The following is a 26867-nucleotide window of genomic DNA, read 5'->3' as shown; positions in this document are numbered from 1 at the left end:
GATTACCCCCGTAAAACCAGTACTGAGAAAAACTAATAGGACATTCCTACATCTGGTGTCTTATTCCACCGCGAGCGAGCGCGAACATACAACCACAAGGCGACAAAGAGCACACCGTCGACAAGCGCCATCGTCGGCGAAGTCGCAGCATCGAAATGATACGCCACCCAAAACCCCACCTGGGAAGCTACCAACGCCACCACAAGCGTGACCACCAACATCGCCCCCTGGGAATGCGTGACCAACAACGCGGTCGCAGCAGGCACAATCATCAACGCCACCACCAAAACCGCACCAGCAGCATTAAACGCCACCACCACAGTCAACGAAACCGACACCATAATCAAATAATTCAACAAGCGATGCCGCACCCCCACAGTCTGGGCGAAAACCGGATCAAAAGTCGACACAGTCAACGGACGCCGCGCCAGAATCACCAGCAGCGCCGTACACAACCCCACGCCACCAACAACCCACGCATCCTTCGGACCCAGATCGAAACCTGCAACCTCCCAGTGCGTCAGCGCCGAAAGATTCAAATCCCCCACCAACACCGTGTGCTCAGAAATCGAGGAAGTAGTAAACTTCGTCGAAATCAAAATCACACCAATCGCGAAAAACGCCGGGAAAATCAGGCCAGTCGAGGCATCATCAGTAAAACGACCCCGCGCACGCAACCACTCCGTTAACGCCATCACCAGCACACCACCGCAGGTAGCACCCACAATCAACACAGGATCACGCGGGGAACTCGCCCAGATCGCCGCCACCGCAATACCCGGCAACACCGCATGCGCAAGCGCATCCGACATCATAGCCTGACGCCGCAACACCAACACCACACCCGGCAACGCGCAGGTCAACGACACCACAGCTGCCAGAATCGACACAGAAACCGCGAAACTCATTATGCATGCACCCCACTTCGCTTCGGCGCAACAATCATCGACACAACAACGATCACGCTCAACACAACAACAATCATCGGGCCCGTCGGAACCTTGCCCAACGCCACGGAGAAGTAACTACCCACAACAGCAGCCACCACACCAAACACCCCAGACAACAGCACCATACCCCCCACCGTTTTCGAGAACTGGCGTGCAGCTGCGGGCGGGAACACCGCAAAGGCGATCATCAAGATCAGCCCCACCGCCTTCACACCCATCACGATAGCCAGCACCACCAAACCAAAGAGCACGGGGGATAACACCTTCAACCGTGTACCCGCAACGGTGGCGAGCACGGGATCGAACGTGATCACAGTAAACGGCCGCCATAACACAGCTGTCACCACAGCAACCAACACAGTCACCACAGCAATGGTGTACACATCCAAATTCGTCAACGTGGCCGCATTACCGAACATCAACTCTTCAATGCCCCCCTTGCCCCGAATCCGCGAACGCTGAATGACCTGCAACAGCAACAAACCGCCGCCCAAAAACAGCGAGAGTGTCACCGCCATCGTGGCATCAATTCCAATCCTGGTGGTATCAGCAACGCGGTTCGCAAGCACCACAGACAGCAAACCTGTAACCAACGCGCCAACCACAATCACCGGCATCGAGCGCGCATCAAAACCAGCACTCACCGCTGAGACCAGCAAAAACGCACCCATCACACCAGGGGTAGCGGAATGCCCAATCACATCCGACATCAGCGACTGCCGACGCAAATACAAAAACGCACCCATCGCCCCAGAACACGCACCAATAAGCGCGGTGCCGATCACAATACGACGGTAGGCAAATTCCGATAAAAATTCAACGAAATCAATCACATTAACCCCAACCCGAAGGCTTCATGGATCAGCTCTTTGCTAAAAGCCTCCTGAACGGGGCCGGTGGACACCACATGGCGGTTCAGAATCGTCACATGATCGCACATTTTCTCCACTGTGGACAGGTCGTGGTGCACGATCACAATCGAGGCCCCGCCCTGTTTAAGCTCCTGCAGCACTCCCCGAATCACTTGTTCACTGGCAGCATCCACACCAGCGAAAGGCTCATCAAGGAAATACAGCTCGGGAGCTTGCACAAGAATCCGGGCCACGAATACGCGGCGACGCTGACCACCCGACAACTCGGAGATTTGGCGCTTGGCTAATTCCCCAATTCCTACACGCTCCAATGCGTCGCTCACACGACGTTTGTGGGCTGCGGTGGGGCGTTTGAACCACCCCAATTCGGAATACAACCCCATGGCCACCACTTGCTCCACAGTAATGGGGTAATCCCAGTCCACAGAGGCCGCCTGGGGCATATAGGCCACGCGCTTGCGGGCGCTTTCGAGGCTGCCGCCAAAGAAACGGACATCGCCTTGTGCGGCGGGAATAAGACCCAGTGCGGCTTTCATAACGGTGGATTTACCAGCGCCGTTGGGCCCTAAAAGCCCCATCACGGCCCCTTGGGGCACCCGAAAGCTCACGTCGTTGACCACCGTGGTGGCTCCGTATGCAACGCTGAGTCCAGAAATGGTCAATACATCCATGGTGTGCGAACCACGTTCCTTACATCATCAAAGTGCCAGTACCTGCTCACACCTGCTGGTGTTTCAAAGGTACTGGCACACGGTTACAGTTCTTGTGCGAAAAGCGGGGAATTACTTCAGCGCTTCAGCGATCGCATCGGCGTTGTACTTCAAAATGCCGATGTAGGTGTCAGTTGGGGCGTTTTCACCGAGGGAGTCTGCGAACAGTTCCTTATCGGAGATTTCCACTTCCCAACCCTTGGCGGTGACGGTTTCCTTCAGGGAGTTGATCGCCTGTGGGTTAGCCAAGTTGTCTTGGAAGATGGTGCGGATCTTCTTCTCAGCGATGAATTCGCCCAGTTCCTTCAGTTCTGCTGCCGACAGCTCGGACTCGGAGGTGACGAAGTCGGTGGCGTGAATCTCAAGGTTGAACTGCTTACCGAAGTAGTTGAAGGCGTCGTGGCCGGTGATCAGGATGCGCTTGTCTGCTGGGATTGTGGCCAGTTTTTCCTCAACGTACGTGGCTGCCTCGTCGATTTCCTTCTTGTAGGATTCGGAATTCTTCTTGTATTCCTCAGCCTTGGCGGAGTCGACGCTGACCAGCTTTTCGGTGATGGCATCAACGACGTACTTCCAGTTGTCGGTGGAGTTCCATACGTGTGGGTCGTAGAGCTTCTCACCGTTTTCGCCCAGTTCTGGCCAGTCGAGGCGGTTTGCTTCTGGAATGTTCTCACCCACTGCTACTTGGCGATCGCCTTGTGCTTCGAGCTGGTCGATCATCTGAGCTTCCATGTGCAGGCCGGTCCAGAACACCACGTCGGAGGTCTTGATTTTCTCAATGTCTTGAGTGGATGGCTGGTAGGTGTGCGGGTCACCGCCTGGGCCGACCATGATGGTCACGTCAGCGTCGGGTGCGATGTTCTTGACCGCATCACCGATGTAGCCGGTGGTGGCAAAGATGGTGAGCGCCTTATCGTCGGTGGTTTCGGTGCTGTTTTCTGGTGCTGCGCTCTTCTCAGCGGTGGCGCAGGCTACCAGACCTCCGGCGAGGGCGACGGTAGCGAAAGCTGCGGCTGCTTGGCGTACATATCCGCGGATTCCGCAGCGTGAAATCTTATAGTTTACGACATTCATTCCCATAAAGAACTAGTTTAGGCAAGGTTTTGTTAGGCATGTAAGCCCTCAAAATGTAGTTGAGTTCTTTTGGGGGTAGCGTCATTTTCTCAAACTTATGGTTGAGCAGCATCAATGGAAAGATTGTTATGGTTTAGTGTTGGCTGTCTCACACCCTTATCCGGCTGACCTGTATGCCGTCGACCTAGGTTTCCTATCACGGTTTGTTCGTGTGAGAAGCTGGCACCAGAGATGGTGCGTGCAGTTGGTGCATGAAGATGGTGCGTGGCGATGGTGTGTGGGCTGTACTGTCTGCTTGTGTGAAAGAATGATTCCATGACTCTTTCACTCACTGACAAGGTTGCCGCTGTCATTGTTACCCATAAGCGTGTGGAGTTGCTACGCACCTCTTTGCAGGTGGTTGCGGCGCAAAGCTCCCCTGTGGATTGGATCATTGTGGTGGATAATGGTTGCGATGATCCGGTGCGGGATTTGGTGGAAGAGATTGCTGGCGATAAGGGTGTGCATTTGCCTTCTGCCACGAATTTGGGGGGTGCAGGCGGTTTTGCGTATGGCTTTTTAACTGCCCTTGCCCTGGGCGCTGATGCGGTGTGGTGTGCTGATGATGATGGCCATCCTGAGGGCGGTCAGGTGTTGGAGGTTTTGCAAAAGTGCGCTGTAGCGCATGGTTTGGATCAGGTTTCGCCGGTGGTGTGTAATGTGGCGGAGCCGGATCGTTTGGCGTTTCCGTTGCGCCGGGGCGTGGAGTGGCGCAGGTTCCGTTCTGAGCTGATTGATCCTGATCGTCCTGAGGATGATCTGTTGGAAGGTATTGCTTCGTTGTTTAATGGGGCGTTGATTTCGGCGCGTGCGATGGAGGTGATTGGGGTGCCTGATTTGCGTCTGTTTATCCGTGGCGATGAGGTGGAGTATCACCGTCGTTTGGTGCGTTCGGGGTTGAGGTTTGGTACGTGTTTGCGCGCTGCGTATCTGCATCCTGATGGTTCGGATGAGTTTAAGCCGATTTTGGGTGGTCGGATGCATACGCAGTATCCGGATAATGCGACGAAGCGGTTTTTTACGTACCGCAATCGTGGGTTTTTGATGAATCAGCCCGGCATGCGCAAGTTGTTGCCGCAGGAATATGCGCGTTTTGCGTGGTTTTTCTTGGTGCAGCAAAAAGATGTGAAGGGTTTTTGCGAGTGGTTGCGGCTGCATCAACTTGGCCGTAAGGAGCGGTTTTTCCGCCCCTAACTCCCCCTTTTTTCCTGCTCTCAGCGCGTGTGTGCTGAGAGTTGTGGCGTTTTTGTGCTGTGCTGTTGTTTATTTTTTGTCGTTGAAGATGAAGATACGTTGCACGGCAAAATTGGTGATGGTGGCGACTCCTTGGGCGATGATGAAGGAGATGACGTCGACTGCTTCGCGGGGCAGGTTGAGGCTGGCAAGTGGTGCTGCGAGTACCCAGTAGAGGAAGTTTTGGACTGCGAATGTGGATAGGTAGAGTACTGCGACTGCCGCCCCGGATTTGGCGGAGGTTTTGGCGGTGAAGGTCCACTTCGAGTTCATGATGTAGGCGGTTGTGGTGCCTGCGCACCAGCCCAGTGCTTTTGCCCATTCGCGGGGTATTCCAAGCAGGTAGTCGAGGCATAAGGTGAGTCCGAGGTCGACGATTGCGGCAACGATTCCTACCGCGATGAAGCGGGTGAGCTGTGTTTTGAGGCTAGTGTTGGCGCTGTGATTGTCAGTCATGGACATTCAGCTTACCGTTTATCGCCTCGCTGTCCTTGCGTATCGACGCCCACTCCTACTCCAGCGGCGATGCGCACCGTTGGCGCAGGCTCACACCCTAAAAAATTACGGAACCACTAATACACTTGTCCTTGTTGAATTTTTTGTGACTGAACGATCCCAAGTATCAATACAATCTTTTTGCATACAAGTCTGTGAGCAAAACGAGCAAACGCCATGCTAAAAATTCAAAGCACTTACACGAGCAACTTTCTGTCCCCTACGTCATCACCACACTTGTCACAACCGCTTTTGTCGTCCCACACCTCAACCACAAAAAATTCTGGTGAGAGAACCTTGTTTTCTTCAGGCTTATTTAGTTTAGTTGCTATTAGTTATATTTCCCACATGAAACTTTAGAAGGTGTTGCATAGACGACCTACAACACACCAATCAGCTTTTTCCTTTATTTATGGGGCAAGGAAAAATACCCCCGTCGCAGATAGTATTGATTGACTAACGATATATAAGCGGCAGCTAAAGCGGGAAAATGAACAAACTTCAGCAATATTCCCACAGAAAATGAAAACATAGGACATACAGCACTTTTGAGGATACACGATGAAAGATCCTGGCAGTCATGCCTTTGACTCAAGCAGAGCAAGAGATCCCATAACCCTCCTTGTCGCCAATCAGAAAATGCAATAAATATAAAAAATGGCTTTACTTTATATAGAAGTTAAATATGCTTACCCCTGAGAGCTCTTGATAACTTTGACAACATTCGCATGAGAAAGGATTACGCCTTGCTTAAAAAGTTTTTTGGCACCGTAGTGATCAGCTCACTTTCTGCAACCATGCTACTGCCCAACGCAACAGCTTTTGCACAACCAACCGAAGAAATCTCTTCAGAACAACAAGCAGCTTTTGAGCAGTACAAGTTCTACGACGAGATCTACCAGCAACAACCTTTCAAAGATGTAGAGATCGGGGATAAGGACTTTGATCGCCGCAACGGCACTTTCCGTACCACAAATCCGAATCCAACTTCTGACGATTCAATCGGGGCTATCTACTTCTACTACAATGAGGTTTTCTCACCGGGGAAATGCGTTTGAAACGCTGACCTGTGGTTTTGGGGGTTTTGTGGGTGTGTCGTAACGAAAGCACGCGGGGTTCTTACTCAGAATGGTTTTTGATACAGGAAAATCAAACTGAAAGGAACTCCCGCGTGCTTCGCTATTCTGCCACACTTGACGTCCCAATTTCCACTGCACGTACCATCAGCGCTTGGCTTCAAGCTCATCGCCGTCGACATGACCTTCGCCCCCATCAACGTGCCACAACGTGTTGGGAGCAAGCAATTATGCTTCTACGCTGGCTTTATGAAGCAACAAGTATCGCTACTATTGCTCGTGATGCTCGTGTTTCACAAGCCACAGGCTACCGCTACATCCATGAAGCACTCAGGGTTGTTTCCGCCAAATCTCCCACCCTCATCGACGCACTACGCCATGCCAAGGACGCCAATAATCTTTTCGTCTGCCTTGACGGAACACTCATCCGAACAGACCGCGTAGCGAGAAAGAACCCGAAAAACCGTCACGATCTGTGGTATTCCGGAAAACATAAGGCATTTGGTGGCAATGTACAGGTGCTCACTGACGAGAGTGGGTACCCACTATGGGTATCCTCAGTATCTCCTGGATCAACCCACGACATCACAGCAGCGCGTGAGCATGTTCTTGATGCAATAAGCACTGTTGATATTTGCGTTCTTGCCGACAAAGGCTACATTGGTGCAGGTCACAACGTACACACACCGATCAGAGGAAGGAATCTGGCAGATGACGAATACGAGTACAACCGTCGTCTTAACGGTTTGCGAGCACCATCAGAACGAGCAAACGCCATGCTCAAACAACTCAAAGCACTACGGCGTGTAACACTATGCCCTAAAACCATTACAGCCATCGCAAAAACTGCTTTAGTCGTCCTACACCTAGCCCGCAAAATACTCTGGTGAGAAAACCTCAATGACACTAAGCTTTATGAAGCATATTGTACTGCATCGCATCTGGGTGGTAAATGGTGGCTAACAGCAGAACACTGCATCCGTGGAAATGAAAACGAAAAGGGTGCAATTGTTCAAAGCGACGGCGAGTTCGCTGGAATTGAAAATATTTACTTCAAAGGACGAGATTACGACATCGCTTTGATTAAAGTAGGTACCGGAATCTCGACACCTCAAGCGTTTAGTCTCGCCCCAGCAAAGCCTGAAATTGGTTCTAAAATGGAAGCTATTGGTTTTTCCGGACGTGGGGACAGACAACACGAGTTCTCTTCTAAATCCCAAGTTAAAATCCTGAATAGGGAAAACTTCTGGCAAGATAGAGACGGAATCTACCAGTATCATGATTTGACTAATGGACATACCCTAGACTATGCAACATGCAGAGGTGATTCAGGTGGCCCGCTCTATGTTGGTCGAACCATTTATGGTGTTGTTACAGGTGGATCAAGAACAGGGGAGAATGTATTTTACAACTGTGGTGACTTAACAAGCTTCACGAATGTTGATTCGCACATTCCTTGGATCCAAGAAACTATGCGGGCACATAATTCTACTTCGTTCGGTGAGCGAGTTCGTGCGTTTCAAGGCGGGTTTTCCGTTCGTCACTACCGTGGTTGCGATGTAACTAAACCACTTCGGAATCCGGCGTTTGGTTCGTCCTCCTCAGATCCTTCGTCTGAGGCTAAATGTGATAGGAAGAAAAAATGAGGAAGTTTTCTAGCTGTGTCGCTGCAATTGCCGTAGCTACATCTATTGTCATGGCTCCTTCTGCTGGGGCTGTTGAACTAAAGATCGGCCCAGAGTATAGCCCCGAACAGAGGGCAATCATTCTGGACAATGCCCAAAAAATCGAGCAGAAAGCAAAAGAACGTGCCGCTAAGCAAGCCGCAGGCGATTTAGACTTCGACGTGCACTCAGGTTTCGAACCACACACATTGCTCGCCTTTAAAGCATCAACCGTCGAAGAATTATGGGAATGCTGGAAACAACAGCCGCCAAATCGTCGCAATCCTTTTACGTACGTCCCTGGTGGTGTGGATACGCATATTAATCGGGATGATCCAATTTATTGCCCACTAGTGCCAATCACGGAAAAAGACCGTGAAGCTGCACAAAAGAAAATCGTGGATGGCTCACTCGTTCAATCCTCACCAAGCTTGGTTGTAAGCTTCGTCACCTTCTTCTGGAAGATCATCGAAAAGATCCGTGCTTACTTTGGAAAGAAGAACTAGTCCCTAGTCAGCACAGCAAGCCATGTGCATGCACTTAACAAAACACGCACATGGCTTTTTCTCATACTTGGGGATCTTAATGTGCCTGCCCACCAACTCCTAAGAGCAGGCACCTTTTCAGCATTGTTAGCTTCGCAATCCGACAGCAGGTCAAAACATACATACACCGATTAGAGGGAAGAAATTGGTACGCGTACAACCGTCGTCTTAACGCTTTGCGGGCATCAGCACAACCATGCTCATACTTCAAGGCACTTTCGAAATGTGACCCCATACCCTCAGACGATGACAGCCATCGTAAAAACCGCGCTTGTTTTTGTTGCCTTACACCTCAACCACAAAAATTCTGGTGAGAACACCATACTGATTCGACTTTCAGCACAAGTGGCAAAAATTAACCAGCGGCTTTAGGCGTAGCACTTGCTCTATGTCGAATCAATTTTTCGTACACCCATACCTACCGCCCTTCTCCTGGGGTGAACTAACCCCGGAGAAGCTCGCGGTAAATATCGATGCGTTCGACTGCACTGAGCGGATGAGTCCCGTAGGCACCAATAGCTTCAAGCTGCTTTAAAGAAGTTGCGCACAACTGTTTAGTAGCGGCCACCGTGATATGTTCCGGCCACCCCAAAGCTGTAATAATAGCCTCAATCACATAATCAGTTTGTTCCACATCGCTAATACAGCTAAGCGCAAGAACACACACCCAAAACGCTTCACGGCTGCGTGGATTTTCTTCCACCGGAAGAACTGCACACACCATCGCCACCTCAGGGGAAATAGCGGGCATACGAGAAAAATCAATAGCCTGCAGCAAAGGCACGAAATCATACAAAGAACTGCGCCGAATCACATCGGCAACCCCAGAACGGGCAAGACCCAAAATCTCATCAATCGCAGCATCACCAGTCAGCGCAGCATTAATTGAAGAAATATCGGCAGGTAAAAACACAGCATCATCAAAACTGCCCACACCACCAATACACAACGCATCGGGGGTGGTTGCATCCCGAGGGATAGTCTCAATGACCGAAATATTCAGCAACCACAGCCCCCAATGAAAACAGAGACAATCAGAAAAATCAGTCAAATAACTGCCAATAGTCTCATGAAAATCCACAACAAATCCATCGCGTTCACACAAGCACGGGGCTTGATGTGAGAAATTAAACGCAACTGCCAATACATGATACAGCTGCGAAAAACTCATGTCGCTATTAATACCCAGTTGGCGCATAATCGTGCGATCAGCGCACACAACCTCCACCTGCACCACAAGCGTGCGCCCCACAGCACGCTTTAAGGCAGCGGCTTTTTTCACCGAGCGCACCGCAGACAGTGACGAAACATTCGTCGCCAGATCGGATTTCACAGGGGCAAACATATAAACCAGACTAGACCCAGTTTTAATCTTGGGGCGCAACAGGGGCGTCGATAAGCGAAAAACGCTGGGCAGCACACACCTGCACTGGGCGGAAAGAAGTACCATAGACATATGTTTGGTCTTTTTAAAAAGAAGCAGGAGGCGGCACCGCACATCGCAGCCACCCACACAAACCTGCCACTGGACGATCACATGACCCGCCTGATTGCCCAAGAACTCCCGCTGCTCGACTCCCGATCGCGCATCCGAGTCTACGAAATCCTCAACGACTACCACGGACCAACCATCACAACCCAAGAAGAACTGCCTGAAGAAATCCGCGCCATTTTCGAACTGTAGCGCCCCTCACACCGCAACACTTCACAGTTTTGCCTCCACCTAAGTCCGATCAAAAATCGGTAGGGTTGTACACAGTAAAAAATAGTCTTTTCACACGCTTTATGAAGGTGAGCTACTCCACATGACTAATAGCACTCCGCTAGTCACCAGCACCCAAAAGCTTCACGGCTGGGGGCGCACCGCACCCACCACCGCACAGGTGCTTTCCACCCCTGACGTGGAAGAAATCATCCGCGCCGTCGCCCTCGTCGCCGAAGACAACGCCGACAAACCCGACTACCTCAAGCGTGGCGTCATCGCCCGCGGCATGGGCCGCTCCTACGGCGACCCCACCCAAAATGCTGGCGGCCTTGTCATCGACATGCAGCCGCTGAACAAAATCCACTCCATCGACCCCGAAACCGCAATCGTGGACGTCGACGGTGGCGTCACCCTCGACCAGCTCATGAAAGCAGCCCTGCCCTACGGACTATGGGTTCCCGTTCTACCCGGCACCCGCCAAGTCACCATCGGCGGCGCTATCGGACCCGACATCCACGGCAAAAACCACCACTCTGCCGGCTCTTTCGGCAACCACGTCACCTCCATGGAATTGCTCGTCGCTGACGGCCGCGTGCTACACCTCGAACCCGAAGGCTCAGCCGACGACCCCACCGGCGAACTATTCTGGGCCACCGTGGGCGGCATGGGCTTAACCGGCATCATTCTGCGCGCCACAATCAAGATGACCAAAACGGAAACCGCCTACTTCATCGCCGACGGTGACCTGACCGCCAACCTTAATGAAACAGTCGAATTCCACTCCGACGGTTCTGAGCACAACTACACCTACTCTTCGGCCTGGTTCGATGCCATTTCCCCCGAACCAAAGCTGGGCCGTTCCGCTATCTCCCGCGGCTCCTTGGCCACTCTCGCACAGCTGGAAGAGCTCAACCCCAAGCTGGCAAAAGATCCACTGAAGTTCAACGCACCTCAGCTGGTCACCGTGCCCGATATCTTCCCTTCCTTCACCATGAACAAGCTATCCATGATCGCCATTGGTGAACTATGGTGGCTCAAGTCCGGCACCTACCGCAACCAGGTGCAAAACCTCACCCAGTTCTACCAGCCACTCGATCTGATTGGTGAGTGGAACCGCGGCTACGGTCCAAAGGGCTTTTTGCAATACCAGTTCGTAGTACCCATGGATGCTGTGGAGCCATTCAAGGAGATCATCCGCGATATTCAACGCTCCGGCCACTATTCCGCGCTCAACGTGTTCAAGCTGTTTGGTGAGGGCAACCGCGCACCACTGAGCTACCCCATGCCTGGGTGGAACGTGTGCGTCGACTTCCCCATTAAGAAGGGGCTGGGCGAATTCCTCAACGAGCTGGATCGCCGCGTCATGGAGTTCGGTGGCCGCCTCTACTTGGCTAAAGAATCTCGTACTTCTGCCGAGAATTTCCACGCCATGTACCCCGGCATGGAAAGCTGGCTTGCAACCCGCAATGAGATCGACCCACATGGTGTGTTCGCTTCTGACATGTCACGTCGCCTCGAACTGCACTAATTCCGGGCGTTATTCTCGTTTGTTCTTATACGCTGAAGAAAGGCTTTAGAAAATCATGCTGAACGCTGTGGGCCAGGCCCAAAACATTTTGCTCCTTGGTGGTACTTCGGAAATCGGTCTTGCGATCGTGAAAGAATTTTTGACCAAGGGCCCTTCCCGGGTTATTTTGGCTGCACGCGAGGACTCTCCCCGTGTTGAGGCTGCTGTTGAGTCTTTGAAGGCTTCGGGCGCATCCGCGGTGGATGTCCTCGATTTCGACGCCACCAAGTTCGATACCCACCAGGAGGTTATCGACCTCGCTTTCCTTGGCGGCGACGTGGATGTTGCCATCGTTGCTTTCGGCACATTGGGTGACCAGGAGGCGTTGTGGCAAGACCAGAAGCTAGCTGTTGCCTCTGCTGAAACGAACTTCACCGCACCGGTTTCGGTGGGCGTGCTGTTGGCGCAGAAGTTGAAAGCACAGGGCCATGGCACCATTGTGGCGTTGAGCTCCGTTGCTGGTCAGCGCGTGCGCCGTTCGAATTTTGTCTACGGTGCGGCAAAGGCAGGTATGGATGGTTTCTACCTGAATCTTGGTGAGGCCTTGCGCGAGTTCGGCGTGAATGTGCTGGTTGTGCGCCCAGGCCAGGTACGTACGAAGATGTCGGCTGAGGCTGGCGAGGCACCGTTGACGGTGGAGGCTGCGGATGTGGCGAAGGCGACTGTGGATGCAGTGCTGGCGAAGAAGCAGGCGATTTTCGTTCACCCACTGTTCCAGTACGTGTCGCTGGTGTTTAAGTTTATTCCGCAGGCGATTTTCCGAAAGCTGCCGTTCTAAGCGTATCGACGCCGGTCTTCTGCGCAATCGAGTAGGGTGCCGGGTTTCCCGGCAGCCCTCTCACACCACCGTACGTGCGGTTCATCGCATACGGCGGTTCCTTACACCAATACAGAGTATTGACTGTGCTTATAGTTCCAATACGCCACGGCTGATACGAGGTTCTGGTCATTCCAATACGCATTAGTAAGCGTGGTTGTAAGCACCCACGAGCCAGCGATACGCCAGTAGGACTTACTGGTATTAGCCCACTCATAGGCCTTTTGTTTATCCACACCCAAGCGGCAGAGGTTCCGTATCCGCGTTCGGATACGTTTCCACTGCTTCCATACGCACATCCGCAGTCGACGACGAAGATGCTCATCCAGCCGGTTAAGAAACACCTTCGCATCCGCCAACGCGAAATAACCAAGCCATCCACGCAAATATTTGTTTAACCGGTCAATGCGATACTCCATCGACACCGACCACGATCTTGCCGTAAGCTCTTTCACTCGGGCTAAAACCCTCACCTTCGTGGCCTTAGTAAGTCGAAACCGATACTGATCACCACGAACCAGATAGAACCCATAGCCTAAAAGCTCCGCCTTAATCGCATGACAAATAGTGGACTTCTCCTGATTAACCCGCAGCTTTAACTTCCCCTCCAGAAACTTCCCAGACTGGGCAAGCGCACGCTGCGCAGCACGCTTGGAACGAACAAAGACCCGAATATCATCAGCATAACGAACAAACTTCGTGCCCTTAGATGCAAGATAATGATCAAAATCATCCAACATGATATTGCTCAACAACGGCGATAACGGTGACCCCTGCGGAGTCCCTGCATCACTACACCGAACAACACCATCAGCCATAATCCCAGCGTTTAAATACGCCCGAATAAGCTTCAACACGCGCTTATCGTCAACCTTACGAGCCACCCTCGACATCAACATGTCGTGATTAACCGTGTCGAAATACTTCGACAAATCAACCTCAACAACCCACACATACCCCTCGTTAAGAAACCCACGTGCGGTCTTTAACGCCATATGTGCGCTACGTTGAGGCCTGAAACCAAAAGACACAGGCACAAACCCCACATCAAAGATAGGCGTAAGTACCTGCGCGATCGCCTGACAAATCACACGATCAACAACAGTCGGAACACCAAGCATACGCCAACCACCCGAAGGCTTTAGGATCATCACCTCACGAACCGGCAACGGCTTATACGTTCCCGCGTCAAGACGCTCACGAATGCCACTCCAGTGTTCACGCAGATAAACGTCAATATCCTCAACACCTACCCCGTCCACACCAGCAGCACCCTTATTCGTCTTAACCCGCTCTAATGCAGTGCGGAGATTGCCACCTGAAAAGACTTGATCCCACAGATCAGCACCCGCACCAGTTGACACTTCCCCTACATCGGCAGACACACAACTAAGCACACCATGGCTATCGTCGGGATTCACCCTATCCTCCCCATAATGCCCACACACACGTGGTTGGCAGCTTTCACCGTTATGCATAACTACAATCCAGGTTCCATACTCAACAATGTAAAGTTCAGTCCTTCCTCGCTCACCCACCATAAGGGCTACCGCGGACCGCGGTGTCTCCCACGAGTACTATGACCTCGGCTGACTCCTACCACACCAACCCACAACAGGGCTTACCACACCTACTTGGCACAGTCTGTGACAGGCCTCCCCGATTAAGAACATGCTCTTTCCTCCTACAACCGCCACATCTACACACTAACCACTTCGATGGAACGGGCTTCGACTTCTTCGGCAGCCTTACCCAGATCAGCGCGCCTTATATGTGATTCGTATACCTCGGTGCAGGATTTCGCTTGAAGCTTCCTCCCCACAACACCTCACGATGCTGCAGTTGCCATCAGCTACATAGTTAAACCACCTTCACTATCAGGGACTCACACCCTTAAGAACATGCCCATGTCGGGCGAACCGTGACACACACGGTGGTGCACAACAGTGTGTACCACCGTGTTCTGCTACTCATCGCGTTCAGTGCGGGAAAGTCCCCTTATCATCGGCGTCGATACGCTCACTGCGAAAGCAGTGGCTCACAAAATCGGCGTCGATTTGCGCTGTTACTTACCGAAAAGCCCTCGTAAATGGTGTCAAAGGGGCGAGTCGGTGCCCTGGTGTGGGAAACTAGAATAATGACTGTTCAGGAAGACACCAGTCTCGGGATGGCGCAGCCTGCTGACTGCGCCCACCCGACGGCTTATGCCCCCGACGTGTTGAGCACGAAAAAAACCCTGCTCAGTATCGTAGCTGCGGGAATCGGCGGCGCGATTTTCACCTTCCTTTGCTGGGTGCTGCTCAAAACAACCAATCTGCCAGCGTTCGGCCCCTCCAATGTGATGCGTGCACTGTCCACTTTCGGCAGCGCCGTCGTCATCGGGCTGACCAGCGCGCTCATGATCGCCTGGGTCATGGATGAAAAAAATGCTCGCGCACACCCTCGGTGGCGACGCATGCTCACCTACTTGGTCGCTTACCTTTCCCCGGCTGGACTAGTAGTGAGCACAATTGGGATTCCCCTTTCGGCAACACGCCTCTACCTCGATGGTATTACCGTCGACCAAGGTTTCCGCACCCAATTCATGACTCGACTGACAGACTCGTGGCATCTGTCCGACATGAACTACATCGACATGCCCACCTTCTACCCCGGAATGTGGTTTTGGTTCGGTGGGCGTTTCGGAAACATCCTCGGCATGCCTGGGTGGGAAGTGTTCCAACCATGGTCGCTGGTTTCTATTGCCGCTGCGGCCTGCATCCTCGTTCCGGTTTGGCAACGTATTCTCGGAAGCTTACCCGTGGCCACCGCAATTGCACTGGTCACTACCTGCATTATTTTGGTCACCAGCGCCGAAGAGCCCTATGCGGCAATCATCGCACTCGGTGTGCCCGCGGCCAGTATCTTGATTCAACGAGCCCTTTTGGGTGCGCCGCTGGCGATGACCGGGGTGATCTTATACCTCGGCTTCTCCGCCTCCGCCTACACTCTGTATACCGGTGTGGTGGCTCTCAGTGCCATTGTGGTGGCCGCCATTTTCTCCGGCATTGTGTATAAATCAATGTGCCCTTTATTAAAGCTTTTGATCATGGGTACAGGTTCAATGGCCGTTGCGGCCATTTGGTGGCTGCCCTATTTATGGGCGCTGTTATCTGGTCGTCCCTCGGAGAGTGCCACGGCACAGCACTACCTTCCCATGAGTGGGACACAATTCCCGCTGCCGATGCTGGCTCCTAGTGTCATTGGTCTGTTGTGCCTGATTGGTTTGATTTTCCTCATTGCGCGCTCCAGTAATCCTGATATTCGGATGATGGGTGTGTCGTTGGCGGTGTTCTATTTCTGGGCGGCGTTATCGATGGCCATCACCATCGCTGGTACTACGCTGTTGGGTTTCCGCCTTGATTCAGTGATTGCGGTCCAGCTCGCCACCGCTGGTGTGATGGCATTGGCAGAGCTGCGCATTTTGACTATTCACCGTTTCTTCCCTGAGTCTTTTGACCCGAAGGTTTCGCAAACAATCACCACAGCGCTCGTGGTTGTCTTAGCCCTCGGTGGTTTAGCCTATGCGCAGCAAATTCCGGCTCGCAACGCAGCTTCTATTGATCACGCCTACACCGACACTGATGGTTATGGGCAGCGTGCCGACCGCTACCCACCCGATGCCACCCAGTTCTATGCGGAAGTAGCAGAGGCGATTGTGGGCGAAAATTCCACTACCCCACCGCGCGATATTGTGGTGCTCACCGATGAACGCAACTTCATGTCCTACTCTCCCTTCCGTGGTTTCCAGGGCTTTACTAGCCACTATGCGAATCCTTTGGGTGAGTTTGAGACACGCAACCAAGTGATTGAAGATTGGGCGAGCCAAAGCTGGCGGGAGGCTAATACTCCTGAGTTGTTCATTGATAAACTCGCCGAGGCTCGGTGGAAGACTCCCGAAGCGTTCCTCTTTAGGGCGAATATGTCTGAGGCAAAGCAGGCTATGGCTAAGGGTGAGGAACCCGCTGGCTGGACCTACGATGTTGCTGAAGATATTTACCCGAATAATCCCAATGTGCGTTTCAAGGGTGTGCAGTTTAACCCTGCTGTGTTCCTTGGTGCTGGTAGCCCGTGGCGTGTGAGCCAGATCGGCCCCTATGTGGTGGTGACCAAGAATTGATTCCCCAAAATCCAAGTTCTGAAAGCTCTCCTGTGACTGATACTCCTTCTCCTTCTTCCCTTAATTTGGATCAGATGGCCAGTGCTGTCACGGCTGTTGCCCAGCAGGCGGAGGCTGAGACTTTTAGCCCGGCCCCCACGTGGCTGAAACGGCTGGCTGCGGTGTCGGGTGTGTTGGGCTTTGTGCTTTTTGTGCTCACTCCGTTGATGCCGGTCAGTCAGGTACAGTCGTCGATTGCGTGGCCGCAGAATTCCTCGCTGAGTTCTGTCAGCGCCCCGCTGGTGTCCTATGCCCCTGAGCGGATTGATATTAGTGTTCCGGTGCGTGCGATTGAGCATTTGCGTACTGGGGAGAATTTGCTGGTGGGCACCTTGCCGCCGGATTCGGAGCAGGCGACTTCCCGCGGGTTGTTTGTGCGTTCGACTGCCGGTGCTTTGGATGTTGTGGTCCGTGATGATGTGTTCTTCCAGTTGTCGAAGGAGGAGGTTGATCAGCTTCCTGGATCTGCCGTGGTGAAGGTGACGTCGACCGATTCGGTGACGCAGGTGGTGATCCCCGGCACTGGGATTAGTGCGGAGAGCGAAGAAGAGGAAGATAATCGCCCTCAGATTTCTGGTATTTATACTGAGATTTCTGAAAGTGCTTCTGCTGCTGCGCTTATCGACGCCGGGCTGAAGGTCGATGTTGAAATCAACTCGCGGTATACCTCCTCCCCCACCCCCATGAAGTACGCCACCATGTTGGGTGGTGGACTGTTTATGGTGTTGTCTTTGTGGGCGTTGTTCCGTATTGATCGCCTGGATGGCAAGGGACGGTTCCGCTTCTGGCCTGTAGGTTTCTTCCGCCCCCGCCCGCTCGATGGTGTGGTGGCTGCGGTGTTGGGCTACTGGTATGTTTTTGGTGCCAATACTTCGGATGATGGTTTTATTTTGACCATGGCTAGGGCTTCGCAGACTTCGGATTATATGGCGAATTATTATCGCTGGTTCGGGGTTCCGGAGTCGCCGTTTGGTGCCCCTTATTATGATTTCTTGTCGCTTTTGACTCAGGTGTCTACGGCGTCGACGTGGATGCGTTTGCCGTCGCTGATTGCTGGTGTGTTGATCTGGCTGGTGCTGTCGCGGGAGGTTTTGCCACGTTTAGGTGCGGGCATTGAGTCTCGTAAGGCTGCTCAGTGGACTTGTGCGTTGATGTTTTTGGCGTTCTGGTTGCCGTATAACAATGGTTTGCGCCCGGAGCCGATTATTGCGTTGGGTACGTTGGTTGCGTGGTCGTGCTTTGAGCGTGCCATTGAGCATAAGCGTTTGGCTCCTGCTGCGGTCGGTGGCATTGTTGCTGCGTTTACGTTGGCCTGTGGCCCTACGGGTTTGATGGCTGTGGCGGCGCTGCTGGTGAGTATTTCCACGTTGGTGCGCATTATGCGGTTGCGGTTGCCTTCTTTGGGTATTGATGCTTCGTCCACCCGCGCCCGGATTTTTGGTGCGTGGGTTGTGTTGTTGGCGCCGTTTGCTGCTGCTGGTACTGCGGTGTTTGTGGCGGTGTTTGGTGATCAAACGTTGATGACGGTGTTGGAGTCGATCCATGTGCGTGGTGAGAAGGGCCCGTCGTTGAAGTGGTTCCAGGAGTGGGTGCGTTACGAGGTTTTGTTCCAGCAAACTGTGGATGGCTCTTTTGCTCGTCGCTTCGCGGTGCTTTTCGCGCTGGTGGCAGTGGTGTTGGTCTTTGCTTCGATGTTGCGTAATGGCAAGGTTCCGGGTTCGAATAGGGGCCCGGCGCTTCGTTTGATGATGGTGTTCATGGGCACGTTGTTCTTCATGAGCTTTACTCCTACGAAGTGGACGCACCACTTTGGTGTGTGGGCTGGTATTGCTGCTGCCTTGGGTGCGCTTGGTGCGATTGCGTTGAGTGAGTTTGCCACGAGGGCGCGTCATATCCGTACCCTTGTGGTCGGTGGCTTATTGTTTGTTTTTGCTTTCTCCTTGTCGGGCACGAATGGTTTTTGGTACGTGTCTTCCTACGGTGTTCCGTGGTGGGATAAGTCGATTCAGGTCAATGCGATTGAGGCTTCGTCGGTGATGCTGGTGATTTCGTTGATCGTGTTGGTGATTGGTGCGGTGCAGTCGGTGCGTTTCGGTGTGGCTTCGGAGCTTCCCGACGCCCCTAAGCGCGTGAAGCAAAAAGCTACGAGTTTGCGGTTCCGCCAGTTCTTTGCTGCCCCGATTGCTGGTTTCTGTGCCATTGCGGTGATGTTTAGCATGGCGTCGATGACTAAGGGTTTTGTCTCCCAGTACCCTGCGTATTCTGTGGGTTTGGGTAATATTCGTTCCTTGCAGGGGCACACTTGTGGTTTGGCGGACGATACGTTGGTGGAAACGAATACGAATGATTCTTTCTTAAGCCCGGTGAATACTTCTTTGGGAGATTCTTTGGAGAAGGGTGAGAAGCTGCGTGGCTTTGAGCCGAATCGTGTCCCTGCGTTGGGTACGTTGCAGTTGCCTGGTTTGGTCTCTGCTGCGGAGGAAATGAATGTGAATCAGGGTCGCCGGAAGGGTAGTGAGAAGGGGGCGAATGGTTCCCAGATGCGTTTGCCGTTCAATTTGGATCCCATGAAGGTTCCTGTGGTGGGCTCGTATACGGAGGGTACTCAGTATTTTGCTGAGGCTATTACTGATTGGTATCAGTTGCCGAAGCGTTCGAGTTCTGCCCCGCTGATTGTGGTGACTGCTGCTGGCGCTATTGAGCATGTGGATGCTGATGGTGTGAAGAAGGAGGGCCGCAAGCTGATGATTGAGTATGGAAAGTCTCAGGCGGATGGTTCGGTCACGGTGTTGGGCAAGACTCGTATGTTGGATGCTGCGGGTATGACGAAGCGTTGGCGTAATTTGCGTTTACCTTTGGATGATTTGCCCGCTGAGGCTGATGTGGTGCGTATTCACGCTACTGATGCGTCTTTGGATTACCGCCAGTGGATGGCGTTTACACCGCCGCGTGTGCCAACCTTGGATACATTGCAAAGCGTGATTGGTAGTGAGCGTCCTGGTTTGGTTGACTGGGCTGTTCCGTTGCAGTTCCCGTGCCAGCGTCCGTTTGGTCATTATGCGGGTGTGGCTGAGCTTCCGGAGTATCGGATTAGTGCCGATACGAAGGGTAAGTTGTCGGGCGCTAGTTTCCAGGATTTCAATGGTGGTGGCGCTACCGGTACTGCTGAGGCTGTGAATCAGTCCTATGAGCTTCCGAGCTATGCGGTTAACGATTGGCAGCGGGATTGGGGTGCGATTGAGATGTATTCGCCACGCCCGAATTCGATTGGTGAAAAGCCTGTGATGGCCAAGATTGATACTGAGGTGATTACTCGTTCGGGCCTGTGGAACCCAGGCCATCAAAATATTGATACTAACGAGGAGTAACTGAAAAAAAATATGCGCTGTGTGTTGGCCACTACTAAGCCAACACACAGCGCATTTTTGTGGGCACCTCGATTTTCGGATGCGCACACAATAAAGGGAGAATCGCATTCCCCCTGCCCGCACAAATATCCGACGTCGGCTGAGCAGTAGCCTAGATCGAGGTCTTAAGAAGCAAGGGGTTTCGTGGCGGGGGACTGTCCACGCCCGGAGGTTTGGCGTTAAGGGTTCTTATCGACACTAACTTTGATGCCAAGAGGTAGTGGAGGTGGGGGAAAGCTTTCGCACACTTTGCTAAACCCCACCGTATTTTCTTAGCCCAGATTTTTCATGGGGTGGGTTTGGTGGTGGTGGGTTGGGGTGGTGTGTTTGTGGGGTTGGTTGGGGCACCTTCGCCTTTGGTTGTGGTTTTCAATGGCAAGGTGTACGTCCGTGTTTTTGTGGTGGGGTTTTGTGGTGGGGTGCCTGCGGTTGGCTGCCGGTGGTGGGGTCTGCTGCGTGTTGTGGTTGAGGGGGTTAGGTTTTTCGTTTTTTAAGGGGGCGTAGGAGGTTTTGGGTGTATTCCATAAGTGTCACCAGTGTGGGGGTGTGTGTGCTTTGTTGATCGAGGTGGAGGTATATGCGCCTGCTGCTTGTCGTGATTTTTGCAGAGATTGCAATAAACCTTGCTCGAATGGTTTTTGGTGCCCATGTCCACCACGGGTTGTCGGATTGATTTCGTTTCTTGTTGTTGCCGCTGTTGTGGTTGTTGTAGTGATGGTCGAGTAGTTTTGTCCAGGTGAGAAGTTGGTGGGCTAAGGTTATGATGAGACACCAGATTTGGTTAGCTTTGAACTGGCAAAACGGTAGTTTTGCAAGGCCTTGATCTTTGGCGTCTTTGATGTGTTGTTCGCATAGTGATCTTTGGCGATAGTACTGGTCAATGCGTTGAATATTGCAGTTGAGGTTTGTTGCGCATAATTGGGTGCGTATGCCGAGTTGATTGAAAATGCTGTGTTGGCACCCTGCGTGGGGGGGATTCTATCCGTGCGATCACGCGCATCGTGGTGGGGTAATCAGTAAGAAGGTTCACCAGTGGTTTGTCATCTTCTAGGTGTGCGGTTTGTAGTAGTCCGGTGATGTCTTCAAGGAAGTGTTGGTCATCAAAGCTGATATCCCCATTGCCACGCACAATTGGCACACGGGTGTTACGTAATGATCGATAATCTGTGTGACTAGTTGCTTCGTTACCGGATCTGATGTGCTCATTGAGGAGGATACTTGCTGTAGGTGAGGGTGAAAAGCCAACAACATAACCGAGGTCATGGTCGTCTAAGGAGCTAAGGAATTGTTTTGTCCCACCAGCACTGTCAGCACGGATAACAAGTCGTTTGCCCCAAGGTTTGCCATCGCTGTGATCGGGGAGAGCGGTCAGGATTTCTTTGACAAGCTGGCAATGATCATTAGCGGTGTTTGCTCCCGCGTTACCTGGGCGAAGCAGACAGGTTAAAAATTCCCCACCAGTTAACCCTACGCTGGTGTAGTCGATAAAAGCACATAATGGGTGGAAACCAAACCCCTTCTTATAGGTAGGTGCGGCTTTTTCCTTGCCAGAATGCGCACAGATCAGTGTCGCATCAATATCTACTATCAGGGGTTTGTCTACTGTAGCGAGCTTATGTGGGGCTTGATCGCCCAGCAGGTTCCATAGTGTGCTACGGGCGTATTTGATCGCGTGAAGGAATTCTTCACGTATTTTATCGCTGGTGTCTTTATGCTCTGTCAGTCGCCGCCACAGGGTTGATACCGACGGCAATGGCTGAGACGATAATGCTGTCGAAACAGAATCTAACAAGTTGATGTCTTTAACATCGTCACCACCAGCAATTAACGATAACGCTAACCCAGTACACGCATCACCAAAAGTATGTGTTAACCGTTGCCGTGAGAAAACACGATCAAGGCTGGCACCAATCCCGACTAATTGAGCTACATGAGCAAAGGGTAACACCCCCGCGCGGGAAACAAGACGGGTGCAGCTGGCCATCATAGGGGTGTATGTAGTAGTCTTCACCATGAAAGTGCTCCTTTTCTGCTTGGAATAAAGGCTTAACAACATCTCTATTCTAGCAGGTCAAGAAGCACTTTCTTTACTTTTTACACACCTTTTAAGCCCCACCCCATGAAAAATCCGGGTTAGGGCTTTAGCTTGTGGCGGCAATTTTTATCGTGGGGGAATCGGCAGTTGTGGTTGGGGGCATGGGCCAATGCTGATTGAGTTCCTTCAGGTTGGTGATCGGGGTGGTGGGTAGTTCGCGGTAGGCTGCTGCTTCTTTGCTGAGCCTGCGCCAGAGCCGGATAAAAAGTGTGTAAGACACGATCACCAGAATGATGACGCTTGCGTATTGGAGGGTTAGGTTTGGCCACGCGATATTCCATAGGAAGTGGATACTGAAGGCGAGCGCGAGCCATTTCAGGGCGTGGAGGAGGCGTTGGCGGTTACTCATTGCGATGGAGCACATGGCAAGTCCGATGCCGTATCCGGCGAAGCCGGTGAGTACGGAGTGAAGGCCTGGACCTGCCAGGGTGCGTAGTCCCCACATCTGAAGCACGCCTGCTACGTCGCTGTCGGGGTGCATGTTGGCACCAACAATGCCGTATCCGAGGTTTTCGATGGTGTCGAAGCCGAGCCCGACGAGGATTCCAGTGACGAATCCGTGCCACGGCTTGTTCAGTTTTCTAAAGCTGGCCATGATCAAGATGACGCCGAGGGCTTTGATGAGTTCTTCGGGGTAGGCACCACCGAAGGAAGCGGCGAAGGCGAAGATGCCGAGCTTTTCGGTGAGATCGAGGATGGGTGCGCCGACCAGCGTGATCAGTGCCATGGATACTCCGCCACCCCAGATGAAGCAGAGGGCTGCCCATCTAAATCCGGCATGTGGGTTGAGGGGTGATTTCCGTAGTAGGAGGTAGTAGGCGCCGATGTAGAGTCCGATAAACAGCAGGCCAAATAGCCCAGCGATAGGGCTGGCGAGGAACAGCAGGAGGCTGATGCCGATGCCAACAATTCCTGCGCCGATTCCAAGAATGGCGGTGAGGATGGGGATGAATGTGGGGGCGCGCATTTATATCCCTTCCCTTTCGAGTTCTTTGAGCTGGTCGAAGATGGTATCGCCGAGTTCTTGGGCGTCGGGCCCATTGATAATCACGAGGATGGCTTGGTCGCTCATGTCGCCTTTACCGAAGAGCATGAGGGCGTGCCCGCCGAAGATTCCGGTGGGGTCGCTGGCGCGGTAGACGTTTCCTTCATGGGTGACAGGGATGTCGCCGAATCCGGGTGTTTGTCCGTATCCTTTGAGTGCGCGGGTGATGGTGCGTTCTTTGATGGTTCCGGCGGCGACTACGCCGCTGCTGATTTCGTTGCCGTTGCAGTCCCAGGAGTTAGAGAGGATGAGTGCGACGTTTTCGGTGCATTCTTGGGGTGTGCTGTTGGCGTCGATAAGCGGGGTGCTCCAGTTGTCTTTTTCTGATCCGAGTATGACGGTGGATCGTGGGGTCCAGTCAGGGGCAATGAGCAGGAGCAGGGCGGGGAGGGCGAGGAGAATGAGGAAAAAGCTGAATATTTTTAGCCACTCTCCTATTTTTGTTGGTGGGTTGTGCTGATATCGACTCATAAATTCCCACAATAGCCTTTCGGTTACTGTTGCTGTGCTTTGTGGCGCTTATTACCATTTGTGTCCTAGAGTTAGACGAATGAGCATTGTGATGAATGATCTTTTTCGTTTTGTTAATGGTCCGTGGTTAGACACGCATGTGATCCCTGATGATCGCCCCAGCGATGGTACGTTCTACCAGTTGCGGGATCAGGCTGAGGCTGAGGTTCATGAGCTGGTCAAAAAGGCTGGGGATTCCCGCGCGGGTAAATTGTTTGCGTCTTTTATGGATGCTGCGGGCGTTGAGGCTGCGGGTATTGCTGCGATTGATGCTGATTTAGCGCTTATCGACGTCGCTACTATCGAGGATTTTTTGGTTGCGCTTGGCCGTTTAGAGCGGAGTGGCATTTCGGGTGTGTGGGGTTCATATGTAGCAAAGGATTCCGCTGGGGAAAATGCGGTGGCCTATCTGTATAACGCTGGTTTGGGTTTGCCCGATGAGGCGTATTACCGCGATCCGGCTCATGCGGAGATTTTGGCTGCTTACCGTGAGCATGTAGCCCGCATGTTGGGTTTTGTGTTGGGTGATCAAGCCGAGGATGCTGCACAGCGCGTGGTGGATTTGGAGAAGGAGATTGCCAGCCACCACTGGGATGTTGTTGCGTCGCGTGATTCTTTGAAAACGTTCAACCCTTACGAGTTTTCTGATCTGCCAGAGTATGTGCAGGTGGTGTTGAAGGCGGCTGGTTTCCCCGAGTCGAAGCTTGTGGTGATGATGCCGGACTTCTTTGAGGCACTGGGTGCTGTGCTTACTCAAGACCGCCTTGAGGATTGGAAGTTGTGGGCGACTTGGCACATTGTGAAGGATCGTGCGGGTGTGCTCACTGATGAAATTTCGCAGGCGAATTTTGAGTTCTATGGAACGAAGCTTTCGGGCACCACTGTCCAGCGTGATCGTTGGAAGCGTGCGTTGAGCTTGTGCGAGGGGTTTGTTGGTCAGGAGATTGGCCAGCTGTTTGTGGCCGAGCATTTCCCCGCCAGCGCGAAAGAAGAGATGTTGGTGCTGGTGGATTATTTGATCCGTGCGTATCGTGAGCGTATTTCGAATTTGGAGTGGATGACTCCTGCCACCCGCGAGAAGGCGCTAGAGAAGCTCGGCAAGTTCCAGGCTAAGATTGGCTACCCTGATACGTGGCGTGACTATGGTGACCTTGATTTCAGCCCTGAGGGTAAGGATTTGGTGGCGAATGTGCGCCTTGGAACAGCCCATGAATATGATTATGAGCTGGCTAAGGTGGGTAAGCCGGTGGATCGTTCAGAGTGGTTTGCTACGCCGCAGACGGTGAATGCTTTCTACAATCCAGTGGTGAATGATATTACGTTCCCTGCTGCGATTTTGCGCCCACCATTCTTTGATCCTGCGGCTGATGCGGCGGAGAATTTTGGTGCTGTGGGTGCGGTGATTGGCCATGAGATTGGCCATGGTTTTGATGACCAGGGTTCCCAGTACGATGGTGAGGGTAATTTGCGTTCGTGGTGGACGGATGAGGATCGCGCCGCTTTTACCCAACTCACTTCGAAGCTGGTGGATCAATTCCAGGGTTTGGTGCCGCAGGGTTTGAAGGATGCTGGTATTGAAACGAATGGTGTTAATGGCGAGTTCACCTTGGGTGAAAATATTGGTGACCTGGGTGGCCTTGGCATCGCTGTGATCGCTTACCGCATGTACCTTGAGGATAAGGGTATGGATTTCACCACCACCCCTGTCCAGCCTTTCGCTGCGGAGCAGGCAAGCGATGAGTTGTATGCCCACGAGTACAACGGCTTGCAGCGTCTTTTCCTTGCTTGGTCGCATGTGTGGCGTACGAAGTTGCGCCCTGAGTATGCGGCCCAGTTGTTGGCTGTGGACCCGCATTCCCCTGGCGAGTTCCGCTGCAATGTGATTGCGGGCAATGTTTCCGAGTTTTATGATGCTTTTGATGTTCCGGAAGGATCAGCGGTGTTCATTGAGCCGGATAATCGTGTGACTATTTGGTAGTCAACTCCATCACCTAGTATTCAAGGCCCTGCGCAGAATTGTGCGCAGGGCCTTGAATACTAGGTGATGGAGATTTTTTCGCTGTTACTTCCTAAAAAGGAGCTTCTTTAGTGCTTCGATTGCCTTCCAGATAAAGGTGATGATTCCAATGACTAAACCTGGTGAGGACTTCACAGCGGAACTCTCAAGGACTTCTTTACGTGCCATTTCCCGGTCTTTTTCCGTGATGGGCACTAGCGGACAAGGTGCATAAAAGTCTGCCATTGGCGGAACAATGGCACCTTCACGGTGCAGGAATGGATTATGTCGGTTGCGGGGGTAGTCCTTCCAGCATTCCCACATTTCTCCCACCGTGGAAATGTTTGTTGCAAGCAACTGTGGTGCTGAGAAAAGATGGTGTGGGCTGCGGTCGTATTCACCAGCTGCTTGTTTTTCGGCACGTTCTTTCGCTTCTTTCTCAATCTTTTGAGCATTGTCGAGGATCAACGCGCGCGTTTCAGCATCAAACTCTGGACCAATCTTCAGCTCCACCGCAGATGCATAAGGCGCTACCGTAACGGTTGCTGCCACCACGCAGGCGGTAAGGAAACCTGTGAATTTCTTCATCGCCAGAACTCCTTAAAAAAATAGTGGCGCGGAAAACAATAATCATCAATGATGATAAGCATAGATAAAAAACTCCAAGCACTTCTCAGTATGTGATACACCTCCACCCCCCCTAAAGGAGGTAGCAATGATCGCCATTGTTGTGTGAAACCGCCACACAGCCAGCGGTTTCACCAATCCCCATGCCCACAATCGACTGCCCTAGTTGTTCATGAACCCCCATGCCTTAAGTTGACTAGAGTGAATTTTCCCAAGTCTAAACCCCCTCCTCGATTGAGCTC

The 26867-nt window shown here is 52.5% G+C and carries 22 protein-coding genes and 1 pseudogene; 11 read left to right on the top strand and 12 right to left on the bottom strand.

Annotated elements, in window-relative coordinates; all coding sequences use genetic code 11:
• Nucleotides 1-32 precede the first annotated feature (32 nt).
• The 4 genes from CFELI_RS00620 to CFELI_RS00605 all read right to left on the bottom strand — a co-directional run bounded on the left by CFELI_RS00620 (nucleotide 33) and on the right by CFELI_RS00605 (nucleotide 3606).
• Complete coding sequence (locus tag CFELI_RS00620; protein ID WP_277103877.1) at nucleotides 33-908, bottom strand: metal ABC transporter permease; 876 nt, start codon at nucleotides 906-908, stop codon at nucleotides 33-35.
• Nucleotides 908-1780: a metal ABC transporter permease gene (locus CFELI_RS00615; protein WP_277103882.1), complete on the bottom strand. Its 873-nt coding sequence runs from the start codon at nucleotides 1778-1780 to the stop codon at nucleotides 908-910. The genes CFELI_RS00620 and CFELI_RS00615 overlap by 1 nt, the downstream gene beginning before the upstream one ends.
• Complete coding sequence (locus tag CFELI_RS00610) at nucleotides 1780-2493, bottom strand: metal ABC transporter ATP-binding protein (RefSeq protein ID WP_277103876.1); 714 nt, start codon at nucleotides 2491-2493, stop codon at nucleotides 1780-1782. The genes CFELI_RS00615 and CFELI_RS00610 overlap by 1 nt, the downstream gene beginning before the upstream one ends.
• Nucleotides 2494-2604: 111 nt before the next feature.
• Nucleotides 2605-3606, bottom strand: a complete 1002-nt coding sequence (locus tag CFELI_RS00605; protein ID WP_277103881.1) for a metal ABC transporter substrate-binding protein — start codon at nucleotides 3604-3606, stop codon at nucleotides 2605-2607.
• Nucleotides 3607-3921: 315 nt separating this feature from the next.
• On the opposite strand from CFELI_RS00605, the gene glfT1 reads away from it, so the two are divergent.
• Entirely contained in the window at nucleotides 3922-4839 is a 918-nt protein-coding gene (glfT1, locus tag CFELI_RS00600; protein WP_277103875.1) for a galactofuranosyltransferase GlfT1, read from the top strand.
• Nucleotides 4840-4908: 69 nt separating this feature from the next.
• Here glfT1 and CFELI_RS00595 read toward each other — a convergent pair whose 3' ends face one another.
• Nucleotides 4909-5334: a GtrA family protein gene (locus CFELI_RS00595; RefSeq protein WP_277103874.1), complete on the bottom strand. Its 426-nt coding sequence runs from the start codon at nucleotides 5332-5334 to the stop codon at nucleotides 4909-4911.
• A gap of 785 nt (nucleotides 5335-6119) precedes the next feature.
• On the opposite strand from CFELI_RS00595, the gene CFELI_RS00590 reads away from it, so the two are divergent.
• The 4 genes and pseudogenes from CFELI_RS00590 to CFELI_RS00575 all read left to right on the top strand — a co-directional run bounded on the left by CFELI_RS00590 (nucleotide 6120) and on the right by CFELI_RS00575 (nucleotide 8619).
• Nucleotides 6120-6431, top strand: coding sequence for a hypothetical protein (locus tag CFELI_RS00590; RefSeq protein WP_277103873.1), 312 nt, complete (start codon nucleotides 6120-6122; stop codon nucleotides 6429-6431).
• Between the two features lie 113 nt (nucleotides 6432-6544).
• Nucleotides 6545-7339, top strand: coding sequence for a transposase family protein (locus CFELI_RS00585; RefSeq protein WP_290258955.1), 795 nt, complete (start codon nucleotides 6545-6547; stop codon nucleotides 7337-7339).
• Between the two features lie 42 nt (nucleotides 7340-7381).
• Nucleotides 7382-8095, top strand: a pseudogene (locus tag CFELI_RS00580) (trypsin-like serine protease); the annotation flags it as partial.
• 50 nt (nucleotides 8096-8145) lie between these two features.
• A complete protein-coding gene (locus tag CFELI_RS00575) occupies nucleotides 8146-8619 on the top strand; it encodes a hypothetical protein (RefSeq protein ID WP_290259115.1) in 474 nt (157 codons plus the stop codon).
• Between the two features lie 481 nt (nucleotides 8620-9100).
• Here the strand turns inward: CFELI_RS00575 and CFELI_RS00570 are convergent, their stop codons facing one another.
• Nucleotides 9101-10003, bottom strand: coding sequence for a hypothetical protein (locus CFELI_RS00570; protein WP_277104496.1), 903 nt, complete (start codon nucleotides 10001-10003; stop codon nucleotides 9101-9103).
• 111 nt (nucleotides 10004-10114) lie between these two features.
• Here CFELI_RS00570 and CFELI_RS00565 point away from each other — a divergent pair, with 111 nt between their 5' ends.
• The 3 genes from CFELI_RS00565 to dprE2 all read left to right on the top strand — a co-directional run bounded on the left by CFELI_RS00565 (nucleotide 10115) and on the right by dprE2 (nucleotide 12708).
• A complete protein-coding gene (locus CFELI_RS00565; RefSeq protein ID WP_277104495.1) occupies nucleotides 10115-10342 on the top strand; it encodes a hypothetical protein in 228 nt (75 codons plus the stop codon).
• 121 nt (nucleotides 10343-10463) lie between these two features.
• Complete coding sequence (dprE1, locus tag CFELI_RS00560) at nucleotides 10464-11891, top strand: decaprenylphosphoryl-beta-D-ribose oxidase (RefSeq protein ID WP_277104494.1); 1428 nt, start codon at nucleotides 10464-10466, stop codon at nucleotides 11889-11891.
• A 55-nt stretch (nucleotides 11892-11946) separates the two neighbouring features.
• Complete coding sequence (gene dprE2 / locus CFELI_RS00555) at nucleotides 11947-12708, top strand: decaprenylphospho-beta-D-erythro-pentofuranosid-2-ulose 2-reductase (RefSeq protein WP_277104493.1); 762 nt, start codon at nucleotides 11947-11949, stop codon at nucleotides 12706-12708.
• 101 nt (nucleotides 12709-12809) lie between these two features.
• On the opposite strand, the gene ltrA is transcribed toward dprE2, so the two are convergent.
• Nucleotides 12810-14132 (bottom strand): group II intron reverse transcriptase/maturase, encoded by a 1323-nt coding sequence (ltrA, locus tag CFELI_RS00550; protein ID WP_290258975.1) that lies wholly within the window; start codon nucleotides 14130-14132, stop codon nucleotides 12810-12812.
• A 752-nt stretch (nucleotides 14133-14884) separates the two neighbouring features.
• On the opposite strand from ltrA, the gene CFELI_RS00545 reads away from it, so the two are divergent.
• Both CFELI_RS00545 and CFELI_RS00540 read left to right on the top strand, forming a co-directional pair.
• Nucleotides 14885-16906 carry a galactan 5-O-arabinofuranosyltransferase gene (locus CFELI_RS00545; RefSeq protein ID WP_277104463.1) on the top strand — a complete coding sequence of 674 codons (2022 nt, stop codon included), beginning with the start codon at nucleotides 14885-14887 and terminating at the stop codon, nucleotides 16904-16906.
• Between the two features lie 152 nt (nucleotides 16907-17058).
• Nucleotides 17059-20313, top strand: a complete 3255-nt coding sequence (locus CFELI_RS00540; RefSeq protein ID WP_277104464.1) for an arabinosyltransferase domain-containing protein — start codon at nucleotides 17059-17061, stop codon at nucleotides 20311-20313.
• A gap of 513 nt (nucleotides 20314-20826) precedes the next feature.
• On the opposite strand, the gene CFELI_RS13595 is transcribed toward CFELI_RS00540, so the two are convergent.
• From CFELI_RS13595 to CFELI_RS00525, 4 genes are all read right to left on the bottom strand, one after another.
• On the bottom strand, nucleotides 20827-21234 hold the full coding sequence (locus CFELI_RS13595; protein WP_353959545.1) for a transposase: 408 nt from the start codon (nucleotides 21232-21234) through the stop codon (nucleotides 20827-20829).
• Nucleotides 21230-22339, bottom strand: coding sequence for a transposase (locus tag CFELI_RS00535; protein WP_290259054.1), 1110 nt, complete (start codon nucleotides 22337-22339; stop codon nucleotides 21230-21232). Before CFELI_RS00535 ends, CFELI_RS13595 begins: the two co-directional genes overlap by 5 nt.
• A 154-nt stretch (nucleotides 22340-22493) precedes the next feature.
• A complete protein-coding gene (locus tag CFELI_RS00530; protein WP_277103426.1) occupies nucleotides 22494-23414 on the bottom strand; it encodes a PrsW family intramembrane metalloprotease in 921 nt (306 codons plus the stop codon).
• A complete protein-coding gene (locus CFELI_RS00525) occupies nucleotides 23415-23963 on the bottom strand; it encodes a hypothetical protein (protein WP_277103427.1) in 549 nt (182 codons plus the stop codon).
• 91 nt (nucleotides 23964-24054) lie between these two features.
• Here CFELI_RS00525 and CFELI_RS00520 point away from each other — a divergent pair, with 91 nt between their 5' ends.
• On the top strand, nucleotides 24055-25980 hold the full coding sequence (locus tag CFELI_RS00520; protein WP_277103482.1) for a M13 family metallopeptidase: 1926 nt from the start codon (nucleotides 24055-24057) through the stop codon (nucleotides 25978-25980).
• Between the two features lie 84 nt (nucleotides 25981-26064).
• Here CFELI_RS00520 and CFELI_RS00515 read toward each other — a convergent pair whose 3' ends face one another.
• Entirely contained in the window at nucleotides 26065-26586 is a 522-nt protein-coding gene (locus tag CFELI_RS00515; RefSeq protein WP_277103428.1) for a hypothetical protein, read from the bottom strand.
• Nucleotides 26587-26867 lie beyond the last annotated feature (281 nt).

The sequence above is a fragment of the Corynebacterium felinum genome, from assembly GCF_030408755.1.
In the GTDB taxonomy this organism is placed as follows: Bacteria; Actinomycetota; Actinomycetes; order Mycobacteriales; family Mycobacteriaceae; genus Corynebacterium; species Corynebacterium felinum.
The sequence above is the reverse complement of the archived record's forward strand: the minus strand, read 5'-3'. Positions and strand labels throughout refer to the sequence as shown.